12 protein-coding genes, 1 pseudogene and 1 riboswitch are annotated in these 12,627 nt (G+C 45.9%); of the genes and pseudogenes, 12 read left to right on the top strand and 1 reads right to left on the bottom strand.

Translation table 11 applies throughout. The features are described 5' to 3' along the window. Window positions 1-194 precede the first annotated feature (194 nt). Window positions 195-309, top strand: a riboswitch (FMN riboswitch). 361 nt (window positions 310-670) lie between these two features. From ribD to QVP35_RS01795, 8 genes are all read left to right on the top strand, one after another. Next, the gene (ribD, locus tag QVP35_RS01830; RefSeq protein ID WP_022260729.1) at window positions 671-1,735 is read left to right on the top strand and encodes a bifunctional diaminohydroxyphosphoribosylaminopyrimidine deaminase/5-amino-6-(5-phosphoribosylamino)uracil reductase RibD; all 1,065 of its coding nucleotides are present in this window, start codon (window positions 671-673) and stop codon (window positions 1,733-1,735) included. Window positions 1,736-1,739: 4 nt separating this feature from the next. Continuing rightward, a complete protein-coding gene (locus QVP35_RS01825; RefSeq protein ID WP_009289047.1) occupies window positions 1,740-2,384 on the top strand; it encodes a riboflavin synthase in 645 nt (214 codons plus the stop codon). Window positions 2,385-2,395: 11 nt separating this feature from the next. Then, a complete protein-coding gene (locus tag QVP35_RS01820) occupies window positions 2,396-3,592 on the top strand; it encodes a bifunctional 3,4-dihydroxy-2-butanone-4-phosphate synthase/GTP cyclohydrolase II (RefSeq protein ID WP_006566500.1) in 1,197 nt (398 codons plus the stop codon). Window positions 3,593-3,624: 32 nt separating this feature from the next. Continuing rightward, window positions 3,625-4,089 carry a 6,7-dimethyl-8-ribityllumazine synthase gene (gene ribH, locus QVP35_RS01815; protein ID WP_009289044.1) on the top strand — a complete coding sequence of 155 codons (465 nt, stop codon included), beginning with the start codon at window positions 3,625-3,627 and terminating at the stop codon, window positions 4,087-4,089. Between the two features lie 116 nt (window positions 4,090-4,205). Then, window positions 4,206-4,934: an NAD-dependent protein deacylase gene (locus QVP35_RS01810; protein WP_009289043.1), complete on the top strand. Its 729-nt coding sequence runs from the start codon at window positions 4,206-4,208 to the stop codon at window positions 4,932-4,934. After that, the gene (locus QVP35_RS01805) at window positions 4,931-5,296 is read left to right on the top strand and encodes a NusG domain II-containing protein (protein ID WP_009289042.1); all 366 of its coding nucleotides are present in this window, start codon (window positions 4,931-4,933) and stop codon (window positions 5,294-5,296) included. Before QVP35_RS01810 ends, QVP35_RS01805 begins: the two co-directional genes overlap by 4 nt. 12 nt (window positions 5,297-5,308) lie before the next feature. Next, the gene (locus QVP35_RS01800) at window positions 5,309-5,803 is read left to right on the top strand and encodes a Gx transporter family protein (protein WP_006566496.1); all 495 of its coding nucleotides are present in this window, start codon (window positions 5,309-5,311) and stop codon (window positions 5,801-5,803) included. Window positions 5,804-5,830: 27 nt separating this feature from the next. Beyond that, complete coding sequence (locus QVP35_RS01795) at window positions 5,831-6,895, top strand: FAD:protein FMN transferase (protein ID WP_009289041.1); 1,065 nt, start codon at window positions 5,831-5,833, stop codon at window positions 6,893-6,895. A 46-nt stretch (window positions 6,896-6,941) separates the two neighbouring features. On the opposite strand, the gene QVP35_RS01790 is transcribed toward QVP35_RS01795, so the two are convergent. Continuing rightward, window positions 6,942-7,955, bottom strand: coding sequence for a LacI family DNA-binding transcriptional regulator (locus QVP35_RS01790; RefSeq protein WP_009289040.1), 1,014 nt, complete (start codon window positions 7,953-7,955; stop codon window positions 6,942-6,944). A gap of 213 nt (window positions 7,956-8,168) precedes the next feature. Between QVP35_RS01790 and melB the strand changes: the two genes are divergently transcribed. The 4 genes and pseudogenes from melB to QVP35_RS01770 all read left to right on the top strand — a co-directional run. Then, window positions 8,169-9,548 (top strand): melibiose:sodium transporter MelB, encoded by a 1,380-nt coding sequence (melB, locus tag QVP35_RS01785; RefSeq protein ID WP_009289039.1) that lies wholly within the window; start codon window positions 8,169-8,171, stop codon window positions 9,546-9,548. A gap of 20 nt (window positions 9,549-9,568) precedes the next feature. Further along, window positions 9,569-10,849 carry a galactokinase gene (locus QVP35_RS01780; RefSeq protein ID WP_009289038.1) on the top strand — a complete coding sequence of 427 codons (1,281 nt, stop codon included), beginning with the start codon at window positions 9,569-9,571 and terminating at the stop codon, window positions 10,847-10,849. A gap of 12 nt (window positions 10,850-10,861) precedes the next feature. Further along, complete coding sequence (locus QVP35_RS01775; protein ID WP_022260728.1) at window positions 10,862-11,887, top strand: aldose epimerase family protein; 1,026 nt, start codon at window positions 10,862-10,864, stop codon at window positions 11,885-11,887. Next, window positions 11,880-12,627, top strand: a pseudogene (locus tag QVP35_RS01770) (UDP-glucose--hexose-1-phosphate uridylyltransferase); the annotation flags it as partial. The gene QVP35_RS01775 and the pseudogene QVP35_RS01770, both read left to right, overlap by 8 nt.

The following is a 12,627-nucleotide window of genomic DNA, read 5'->3' as shown; positions in this document are numbered from 1 at the left end:
TTTATAAAAATCGAGCGAAATAAGACAGGGCCCTTGCCAAGGAAGCAAAAGCGACCATGTTCATTTTTGGAATATATGAGCTGTATCATTCAGAAGCAATTGTAAATACTTTTTATACGGTTGCCCTGTGATATTGACCGATTGGTCTTGACAAGAACCTGTGATAGGTTATAATAAACTGTATAAAAATTGAATAGGATCTTCAGGGCAGGGTGAAATTCCCTACCGGTGGTACAGCCCACGAGCCGCAAGGCATGATTCGGTGAAACTCCGAAGCCGACAGTACAGTCTGGATGAAAGAAGATAGTGATAAAAGAACTCTGGGATTTACGCACAGCGTAGGTCAGATGCATTTGGTGTATTTGGCGTGCTGTTATAAGTCCTGGTTTTTTATTTTATAAGAAAGTTCTACGACCTTCCTTGTGAAATAAATACGTTCCGCTTATTTATGAGTGAACTTTAGCTTGTTAAAGCCCTGAAGTCCTGTGTTACAGGATTTTGGGGATTTTTTTATTTCACAGGAAAGTTCTGCGACCTTTCCTGTGAAATAAAAAACGCTCCGCGGGCTGTACACGGATGCGTAAGGAAATTATTTGACTGCGTCAAATCGCATCTGGTACGCAAAGTTGTCAAGCTTGAAAGGAGGTTTGTCCAATTGCAGGAACAATATATGAGAAGGGCCATTGAACTGGCCAAAAAAGGAACAGGATATACGAATCCCAACCCATTGGTGGGGGCTGTCATCGTAAAGGACGGAGAGGTGATTGGAGAGGGATTCCATGAGGCATACGGGGGTCTGCATGCGGAGAGGAATGCACTTAAGAGCTGTACCAAAGACCCAAACGGCGCAGAACTTTATGTGACTCTGGAACCATGCTGCCATTACGGAAGGACGCCGCCCTGTACGGAAGCCGTCATAAAAAGCGGAATTCGAAAAGTTTATGTTGGGAATGTTGATCCGAATCCAAAAGTGGCAGGGATGGGAATCAAAATTTTAAGAGAACATGGTATCGAAGCGGAAACAGGTATTCTCGACGAGGAATGCAGGGGGTTAAACGACATCTTTTTTTATTATATTACCCACGATACGCCTTATGTGGTGCTGAAATATGCTATGACACTGGATGGGAAGATTGCAGTCAGGACAGGTGAGTCTAAATGGATCACCGGCGGGGAGGCGAGGGAACATGTTCAGTTTCTCAGGCATCGGTATGCGGCGATCCTGACAGGGATTCATACGGTTATAAGCGATGATCCGATGCTCAATGCCCGCATAGAAGGAGGGAATAATCCGGTGCGTGTAATCTGCGACAGCAGATTAAGGATTCCGATAAGTTCAAAAATTGTCCAGAGTGCTAAAGTTATCCCGACCATCATTGCGGCATGTGAAAGAAACGAGAAGGCGCAGAGGCTTGAGGCTTTGGGGTGCCGGGTACTGATCTGCCCCGGAAAGGATGGAAAGACAGATCTTCTGGAACTTATGCGGATTCTCAGAAAAGAAAAAATCGACAGTGTCCTCGTGGAAGGCGGAGCAGATATCAACGATTCGGTTATTCAGGCCGGAGCGGTAAACAAAGTGTATGCCTTTATCGCACCGAAAATTTTCGGCGGAAGACAGGCCAGATCTCCGGTGGAAGGAGAAGGGGTCGATAAGATAAGCGATGCGCTGCTTCTCAATGGGCCTGAGATTACCAGGTTCGGCGAAGACCTTCTGCTGGAATATAAAGTGAGGTGAGAAAGTGTTTACAGGAATTATTGAAGAATTGGGGACGGTCCTTTCGGTTAAAAGAGGAGGACAGTCTTCAGCTGTCAGGATAGGGGCATCCAGGGTCCTCGAAGATATACATACAGGAGACAGCATTGCAGTCAACGGGGTATGCCTGACGGCAGTTACCTTTGATGGACAGGGATTTCTTGCGGATGTGATGAACGAGACATTTGAGAGAAGCAGCCTGGAAAATTTAAAGCCGGGAGATCCGGTAAATTTAGAACGGGCCATGAGGGCAGGCGGCCGGTTTGGCGGACATATCGTTGCCGGACATGTAGATGGTACGGGAACGGTCACTTCGGTGAAGCAGGATGCCAATGCAGTATGGTTTACAGTGAAGGCACCGCCGGGAATCATGCGGTACTGTATTAAAAAAGGTTCTATAGCCGTGGACGGCATCAGTCTTACCATTGCGGATACCGGGGATCAATGGTTTCAGGTTTCGGTCATCCCCCACACCTTAAAGGAAACGGTGCTGGGATATAAAAAGCCCGGAGATCCGGTGAATCTGGAAAACGATATGATCGGAAAATATGTAGAAAAACTGATGCAGCCCGAACATGGAGAAAAGACCAGTGCCATAACCGAGGAAATGTTAATAAGAGCAGGATTTTAGGAGGAAAGAACATGAAGTTCAGCACGATTGAAGAAGCGTTGGAAGACCTGAGACAGGGAAAGATCATCATTGTCACGGACGATGAGGACAGGGAAAATGAGGGGGATTTCATCTGTGCCTCAGAATTTGCAGATACGGAGAACATTAATTTCATGGCGGTCCATGGAAAGGGTTTGATCTGTATGCCTATGAGCGCAGCTATGGGAGAAAAACTCGGATTGTCTCCGATGGTAACCAAGAATACGGATAACCATGAGACTGCATTTACAGAAAGTATTGATCATGTGGAAACCACCACGGGAATTTCTGCGGTGGAACGCTCTGTCACAGCATTGAAGTGTATGGAGGACAGCATCAGGCCGGAGGATTTAAGGCGCCCCGGGCATATGTTTCCGCTGATCGCAAAGCCGGGCGGTGTCATGGAGCGGAACGGACACACAGAGGCGACGGTGGACCTTGTGAAGCTTGCAGGTTTAAAAGAAAGCGGTTTGTGCTGTGAGATCATGAGGGAAGACGGTACTATGATGCGTACCACAGAACTCATGGGACTGGCAGAGAAGTTTGGCCTTAAGATGATCACTATAAAGGCACTGCAGGATTACCGGAAGAAACATGAAGTGTTCGTGAGCAGGGAGGCGGAGACACCGATGCCCACTAAGTATGGGGAATTCCGGGCTTACGGTTATGTAAATAAACTAAACGGTGAACATCATGTCGCTTTAGTAAAAGGAAAAGTAGATGACGGGGAGCCGGTGCTGTGCCGTGTACACTCCGAGTGTCTGACAGGAGACACCTTTGGTTCATTAAGATGCGACTGCGGTGATCAGCTGACCACCGCCATGAGGCAGATCGAAGCGGAGGGCAGGGGGATTTTACTCTACCTGAGACAGGAAGGGCGGGGCATTGGCCTGATCAACAAATTGAAAGCATATGCCCTGCAGGATGAGGGAATGGACACGGTAGAGGCAAATCTGGCCCTCGGATTTGAAGAAGACCAACGGGAATATTACATAGGTGCACAGATTCTGAGAGACCTGGGTGCGTCTGAACTGAGACTTTTGACAAATAATCCGACGAAAATCGAAGGTCTGGGTGATTTTGGCCTGGAGATCGTGGAGAGGGTGCCGATCCAGATCAAACTCACAGATTATGATGGATTCTATATGAAGACCAAACAGGAAAAAATGGGGCACTATTTAACATATTAAGCTGAAAAATATGAAGAAGAAGGAGATATAAGATGAAGGTATTAGAAGGAAAATTAGTCGCAAAAGGGATGAAAGTCGGCATTGTCGTCGCCAGATTCAATGAGTTTATCGTATCCAAGCTGCTTTCAGGAGCGCTGGACGGCCTGCGCCGCCATGACGTGAAGGAAGACGATATTTCTGTAGCCTGGGTTCCAGGAGCATTTGAGATTCCGATTGCCGCACAGAAGATGGCGGGCTCAGGGAAATATGATGCTGTCATCTGTCTGGGGACCGTGATCCGGGGCTCTACCAGCCACTATGACTATGTGTGCAATGAGGTATCCAAGGGGATTGCTCACGTGTCTATGGAAAGTCAAATTCCTGTACTGTTCGGTGTACTGACCACGGAAAATATCGAGCAGGCCATCGAGCGCGCCGGTACGAAAGCCGGAAACAAGGGTTATGACTGTGCGCTGTCAGCGATTGAAATGGTAAATTTATTGAAAGAGATTGGTTAAACTGGACGGAGCCGCTTATTTCCTGTAAAATAGAACAGAAAATAAGCGGCTTTTCTAAGCATTAAAAAAGTTCTGCTCGCGTTATGCACACAAATACATAAGGGAGGTATCTTACTATGGATCAGATTCAACAACTTCAGAGAATGATTGACGAAAGCAGCAGGATCGTCTTTTTCGGCGGTGCGGGAGTTTCCACAGAGAGCAGTATTCCGGACTTTCGGAGTACGGATGGACTCTACCATCAGACGTATCAATATCCTCCTGAGGTGATTGTCAGCCATACGTTTTTTGTTCAGAAGACAGAAGAATTTTATGATTTTTATAAGAAGAAAATGATATTTCCGGATGCCAAACCGAATCCTGCCCATTTAAAGCTCGCAGAGCTTGAGAAGACCGGAAAGCTCACGGCAGTTGTCACTCAGAACATCGACGGTCTGCACCAGAAGGCCGGAAGTCAGAAGGTATTTGAGCTGCACGGAAGTGTTCACAGAAATTACTGTCAGAAATGCCATAAGTTTTTTGATGTAAACTACGTAGCCGGAGCAGAGGGAGTACCGCGCTGCGACGAATGCGGGGGACTGGTGAAACCGGATGTTGTACTATATGAAGAGGGACTGGATGCATCCGTGATGAGGGGAGCCGTCGATGCGATTTCTGAGGCGGATATGCTGATCATCGGGGGGACTTCTCTCGTAGTGTATCCGGCAGCAGGCATGATTGACTATTTTCATGGGAAACATCTTGTGCTGATTAATAAAGATGCCACATCCAGAGACCGGCAGGCAGAGCTCTGCATTACAGATCCGATCGGTAAGGTCCTTGGACAGATCAGGGTGAATCCATGAAAAAGAGAGATCTTGTGTTGATCGGAGCAGTCCTTCTTGTAGCAGCGGCAGGATTTTTATTTCTGTCTCTTGTGAAAAAGGACGGGGAAAGGGTAGTGGTGACGGTAGATGGAAAAGAAGTCTGGAGCCACAGCCTTTCTGAGGATGCGGTCTATACGGTAAAGAGCCCGAACGGGTCCAATGTAGTCCGAATCCAAGATCAGAAAGCATCAGTCACAGAGGCCGACTGCCCTGATCAGATATGCAGAAAGCATAAAGCTATCGATAAAACCGGGGAAACCATTGTCTGCCTGCCGCATAAAGTCGTGGTGGAAATTAAAGACGGAACCAGGGAGAAAGAATATGACGGAATTACAAATTAAGGAGAAAAACCAATGACCAGACGAACTGCTGTGGATGGCATGTTTCTGACGCTGGCCATCGTTGTTTCTTATATAGAGGTACTCCTTCCGATTCCGGTAGGGATTCCGGGAGTGAAGATCGGCCTTGCCAATGGAGTCATCATGGTTCTTCTCTTTTTTACCGGTTGGAAGAGGGCGCTGTTTATCTCCGTTTTGAGAATTCTTCTGGCAGGAATACTTTTTGGGAATCCAATGACGATTGTTTACAGTCTGGCGGGCGGAATTTTGAGTATTTTTTTCATGGCGATTTTGAAAAAAGCAGGGGGATTTTCGGCAGTGGGACTCAGTGTTGCCGGGGGAGTGGCACACAACCTGGGACAGCTCAGTGTTGCCGTGTGTCTGATGGAAAATGCAAGAATTTATTATTATGCGCCGGTGCTGCTTATCACCGGAACCATTGCCGGCACTGCCATCGGAGTGCTGGCGGCAGGACTGATAAAAAAGATCCCGGCAAACCTATTTCAGTAAGGAAAGAATTTGAATTGGAGGAAAGACGTGAAAAAGAAAGTATGTGCGGCCATGGTATTTGTTTTTACAGCGGTCATGGCATCTGGCTGTGTGAAGAAAGAAGAGATACAGAAATATTCCCACGTAGACTATGCCATGGGGACTGTGACCAATACGACATTATATGGGAGAAGCCCGGATCTTTCTGAGACTGAACAAGCGATAATGGAGAAGATGAAGAAGCTGGAGACTGAGCAGCTTTCCTGGAGGAAGGACAGTTCCGCTGTGGCAAAGCTCAATCGAGGGAAACAAAGAGCGGCGGATGTCCAGGAGCCGCTGTTTACCTGGCTTGAAAAGTCTCTTCAGATTGCAAAAGACAGCAAAGGGGCTGCGGATCCGGCCATCGGCAGCCTCACTCAAATGTGGGATTTTGAATCCAAGAATCCAAAGGCACCCAATGCGGATAAGATCGAAGCACTGATTAAAGATGGTATCGTCAGTAGTGCATATGCGCACGTAAAACTGAATGAACAGCAGAAAACTGTGAGAAAAGAGAGGGAGATCAAAATTGATCTGGGAGCTTTCGGCAAGGGGATCGGAACCGACGAAGCCATGAAATTCCTCAAAAAAGATGAGAGAATCACCGGAGCCATGGTGGCTCTTGGGGGAAGCATCGCTGTTTATGGGGAAAAGCCCGGCGGGGAGGACTGGAAAGTTGGGATACAGAACCCTGACGGAAAACAGGGGGAGACTATTGGAGGGCTTAGCGTAAAAGGCGGGACCTTTATCTCTACCTCCGGTGATTATGAAAAATATTTTATTGACAAAAAGACAGGAAAACGGTATTTTCACATCTTAGATGAGAATACCGGATATCCGGTACAGACAGAGATCACATCCTGTACCATTGTGTGCAGTTCAGGCATCGTCAGTGACGGACTGTCCACCGCATGTTTTGTGCTGGGGCCGGAAAAAAGCGGTTCACTGTTGAAAAAGTACGGAGCAAAAGCAATTTTTGTGGATAAACAAAAAAATGTTTATGTCAGTGACGGATTGGATTTTGAACTCACAGACGATGCATATAAAATAGTTAAAAAAGATATTGGCGGATGAAAAAATTTATTTGCCAATATCTTTTTTTATGATTGAAATAAATTCTTTATTTTTCTCCGCGGGGTTTTCCGCAGGTCTGCCGTTTAATCAGTGTACACGGCAGTGTTAGGCGCACCGGTGTCTTGTATTCACTTGGCACTTCATTATAGAGTTTGGCCACAAAGTTTGCCGCATATTCCCCCATATACTCCGAAGGGGCATGGACCGTAGTCAGAGGAGGATTGGAAAATTCGGCCACGCTGATATCATCAAAGCCAATGATCGAAATATCTTCGGGAATTTTATAGCCATGTTCATAGAGGGAGCGCATGGCGCCGATAGCGATCGGGTCGCTGGCGGCAAAAACCGCGGTGGGCAGATGTCCGGACTCTATGAGTCTGTTCATCATCTGATATCCGGATTCTGCGCTGAATTCTTCCTCCAGAACAAAAGGTTCATAACAGAGTCCAAGATTCCGGCAGTAATTGATAAACGTTTCTTTCCGCTGTTCAAAATAGACGGTATCCTCGCCGATGTCTTCCTTTCCGCCCAGATAACCAATCTTTGTGTGTCCGAGTTCCACAAAGTAATCGATCACATCTATGACCGACTGGTGGAAATCCAGAACAATGTTATTGAAGGAAATTCTGGAAGTCCGCATATCGATAAAAATAATATTGTCCGTAAGCTGCTCAAAGGCTTTGATATCCTTTTGCGCAAACTTTCCGATACAGATCAGGCCGTCCACTCCGCTTAAAGTCTTTAAATAGTCCGGATCACTCTGAAATGCGCGAATGACTTCAATGTTCTGGTCTGCGCAGTATTTTTCAATCCCCACGCGAATGTTCTGGTAGTAGGGGTCTTCTAATTCCTGAAACAGGGAGTACCACTGGAACACTCCAATGGTAGTTCTTTTCGTTGTTCCTTTCCCCTTTTTTCTGTAGTTTAGACCGTCTGCAATCTTTAAAACTCTGGCCCTTGTCTCCTCTGTGACGCTCAGGGTGTCATCCTGATTTAAAATACGGGAGACTGTGGCGGATGATACACCTGCTTTTTCAGCGATATCTTTAATGGTAGCCATATGAATTCTCCTTTAGCATCTAATTCCAACTCTTTTCTTATTCCAAGTATATCATATCTGTAAACGAAAATAAAATCTTTTCATTAAATTTACTAAAATACAATAAATATATTTAGTAAATATTTAAGTAAAATATAGTTGAAATATTTACTAAACAGTATTACTATATAGACACAGGAACGAAACTAAGATATGAAATAGGAGGCTTTATGTATGGAAACGAATAACAGCAGGGAGAAGGTACCGGGCAGAGTGAAGTATACGTTTGCTTTCGGGGCACTGGGGAAAGACTTAATCTACGGAATGATCGCAACATTCTCGATGATTTACTTTACTGATATCCTCAAAGTATCGCCGGCATTTATCGGTATCGTATTTTTTGCGGCAAAATTGTGGGACGCGTTCAATGACTTGTTTATGGGCATGATCGTAGACAATACGAGATCCAGATGGGGAAAATTTGTTCCCTGGCTGGTAATCGGAACACTGATCAATTCTGTAGTGTTCGTTATACTGTTTACAGACTTTCATTTATCAGGAAATGCACTCTGTGTGTTTGTCGCAGTCATCTATGTGGCCTGGGGAATGACCTACACGATCATGGATATCCCGTATTGGTCCATCATTCCAAACCTGACATCCGATCCGAGGGAGAGGGAAGTGGTTTCCGTCCTGCCGCGTATTTTTGCCAGTCTGGGACAATCTCTGATCATTGCCGGTTTCGGGGTGCAGATCATCGGAGCTCTGGGAGGAGGCTATATCGGTTATCACAGATTTGCCATGTTCATAGCCGGAATGTTTATCTTTACAATCGGAGTCGCCGTATTTAACTTAAAACTAAAAGATGACGGGAATGTGCCGTCAGAAAAAATTTCTTTTAAAGGTGTATTCTCCATTATCAGACAGAATGACCAGCTGCAGTCGGCAGTGGGGCTGATCCTGCTGTACAATGTAGGCATTCAGTTTATTATGGGAGTGGCAGTTTACTATTTTACTTATGTATGCGGCAACGCAGGGATGCTTTCTGCATTTATGATCAGCGCATCCATTGCGGAAGTGGTGGGACTCATCATCTTTCCGAAAGTAGCGGCAAGGCTGTCCAGAAAGGTATCTTTCCTGCTGGCCTGTACTCTTCCGTTTGTGGGATTGGCTCTTCTCCTTGCGGTGGGATTTGTTTGTCCCGAAAATATCGTGCTCACAGCCATATCAGGAATCATTGTAAAGACAGGAACCGGCCTGGAACTTGGCTGTGCCACTGTATTTTTATCCGACGTAGTGGACTACGGAGAATATAAGCTGGGTACAAGAAATGAGTCGGTAGTCTTCTCTTTACAGACACTGATCGTGAAATTTACAGCTGCACTGACCTCGTTGTTTATAGGATTTGCACTGCAGCAGACGGGATACATACCAAACAGCCCGGACCAGAGTATGCTGACCATGAATTCCATACGGGTGCTGATGTGTGCCGTGCCTGCACTTTCTATGCTCACTGCATATGTCATTTATAAAAAAGCATATAAGCTCAGCGACAGTTTTATGAAACAAGTGATTGAAACAATACAGGAAAGGAGATTTAACGCAGAAGCCTGACATTCTGCGGAGGTGGAAAGATGAAAGATACAAGTGTGCTGATGAACGAATTTAAAGAAGGAATTTATGAGAGTCTGTTAAAAGATATTTATGTAGATGACAGTGTGCTGGAATATCAGAAAGAAAGATATATAAAATCACTGAATCAGTATGAAGAAATATTCGGGAAAGAAGAAGTGGAGATCTATTCCGCACCGGGACGGAGTGAAGTGGGAGGCAATCACACGGACCATCAATATGGCAAGGTTCTTGCAACATCTATTAATCTGGATGCCATTGCAGTGACTGCCAGGACAGGAGATGAGAAGATCACGGTAGTTTCTGACGGATATGAGCGCATGGAAATAGGTTTGAATGACCTGCTTGCCAGAGAGGATGAAAGAGAAACCTCGCTGGCACTGATCAGAGGTGTTGCCGCCAGACTGAAACAGAAAGGATATAAGATCGGGGGCTTCCGGGCATATATTACCAGTGACGTACTCATCGGCGCAGGGATGTCATCATCCGCCGCCTATGAAACTCTGATCGGCACCATTTTATCCGGACTGTACAATGAGATGAAACTGGATCCGGTATTTTTAGCCCAGGCAGGCCAGTATGCGGAAAATGAATATTTTGGAAAGCCGTGTGGTCTGATGGATCAGATGGCGTCCTCTGTGGGAGGAATGATCTATATTGATTTTGAAAATCCGGAGGAGCCGGAAGTAAGGCAGGTAAACGTTGACTTTGAAGGCTTCGGACACAGTCTCTGCATTGTGGACACGAGAGGGTCCCACGCGGATCTGACAGAGGACTATGCCATGATTCCGTCTGAAATGAAGCAGGTAGCCCATTATTTTGAAGAAGATGTGCTGCGGAAAGTAGACAAGACCGACTTTTATCTGAACATACCCGCTATCCGTGAAATTCTTGGAGACCGTGCAGTGCTCCGAGCCATGCACTTGTTTGAGGAAAACAAGAGGGTGGAAGAAGAGGTGGAGGCTCTGGAACAGGGGAAATTCGAGGTCTTCAAAAAGCTGGTGAAGGATTCCGGAGATTCCTCTTTTAAGTATTTGCAAAACGTCTATTCCAATCACCAGGTAAACAACCAGAGCGTTTCCATCGGCCTTGCGGTCAGTGATGTGATACTGAAAGACCGGGGCGTGAGCCGTGTCCACGGGGGAGGTTTTGCGGGAACCATTCAGGCCTTTGTACCGGATGAGATCGTTCCGCTTTATCAGAAAACCATGGACAGTGTATTTGGAGAAGAAGCGTGCCATATTTTGAAAGTCCGCAAATACGGCGGAATGAAAGTTTTATAGGGAGACAGGAAGATGGCAGAAGTGAAAGTGATCGAACAAAGACAAGACGGAATTGACATCATAGAGATGAAGAATCAGGAACTGACAGTCAGAGTTACAAATTTCGGGTGCCACATTCTTTCGGTCTGGATGAAAGACAGCAAAGGAAATACAGATGATGTTGTTCTTGGACTGGAACATATAGAGGACTATAGAAAAGATGAGAAATATATCGGAGGAATCCTGGGACGGGCAGCGAACCGGATCAAAGACGGAAAGTTTACCCTTGGGGGACAGGAGTATCATCTGGCGGTAAACAACGGGCCGAACCACCTCCACGGAGGTACGGAAGGATTTGATAAGAAGGTTTGGGACTATGAGATTAGGGATGACAAAGTAATCTTCTGCCATCTGTCTCAAGATATGGAAGAAGGGTATCCGGGGAACCTGAGGATCCATGTCTCCTATGAACTGACAGGAAATACACTGACTATGATATATTACGGGACAACCGACAAAGATACAATTGTGAATTTGGCTAACCATACATATTTCAATCTGTCCGGCAGGAGAGAAAAGATTTATGATCATAAACTCAGGATAAAGGCATCCCGGATTGCCTGTGTTGATAAGGACGGCTGTGCCACTGGTGAAAAACTCAATGTGGCCGGTACTCCGTTTGACTTCAGAAAGTTCCGCAGAATCGGAGAACGTATTAATGATGAGCATGAACAGCTTGCATTTGCGGGAGGATACGATCACCCTTATATTTTAAGCGATCAGACAGAGCAGATTACGCTGCTTCATGAAGAGACAGGAAGAAAACTGACAGTTTCTACAAATCTTCCGACGGTACAGCTTTACACGTCGAACTTTCTGGAAGGAGGATTTCCCGGAAAAGGAGGGAGATCAAATGAAAACAGAGACGGTGTCTGTCTTGAAACCCAGTTTATGCCGAATGCTGTTAACCTTGAGGAGAGGCAGCAGGTGATTCTACGAAAAGAAGACAGATATGCAGTGTTTACCGCTTTTAAATTCGAGGTGCAGGAAAATGATTGATGAATATATTGCAAAATTAGTACAGTATGGGCTCAATAAACATCTGATCGAACCGGAGGACAAGATTTACACGGTCAATCAGTATCTGGAAATCTTTAAGCTGGATGATTATGAGGAACCCAAAGTCCCGGCAGGGGAGATTGATCTGGAAGAGATCTTGACAAAACTTACGGATGAGGCATATGACCGTTATATTATAAAGAGCAATGATGTCGTGACAAGAGATCTGTTTGACACAAAGCTCATGGGTGTTTTGGTGCCGAGGCCCAGCCGGGTGATACAGGATTTCCGGGAGAAGTATGAGAAGAGTCCGGAAGCAGCGACCGAATTTTTCTATAAGTTCAGTCAGGATACAGACTATATCCGCAGATACCGTGTGAAGAAGGACTGGAAGTGGACCGCAGACAGCCCGTACGGAACCATTGATATTACCGTGAATCTTTCAAAGCCGGAAAAGGACCCGAAAGCCATTGCCGCGGCAAAGAACGCGGCGCAGAGCCGTTATCCAAAGTGCCAGCTGTGCATGGAAAACGAAGGGTATGCAGGGCGCATGAATCACCCGGCGAGACAGAATCACAGAGTCATTCCGGTTACGGTCAACGGCAGCAGATGGGGGTTCCAGTATTCACCGTATGTTTATTACAACGAGCACTGTATTGTATTTAACGGAGAGCATGTGCCTATGAAGATTGACCGGACGGCGTTTGTGAAACTGTTTGATTTTGTCAGACAGTTTCCTC

The sequence above is a fragment of the Anaerostipes sp. CAG:276 genome (assembly GCF_000432215.1).
GTDB classification, from domain to species: domain Bacteria; phylum Bacillota; class Clostridia; order Lachnospirales; family Lachnospiraceae; genus Anaerostipes; species Anaerostipes caccae.
The sequence above is the reverse complement of the archived record's forward strand: the minus strand, read 5'-3'. Positions and strand labels throughout refer to the sequence as shown.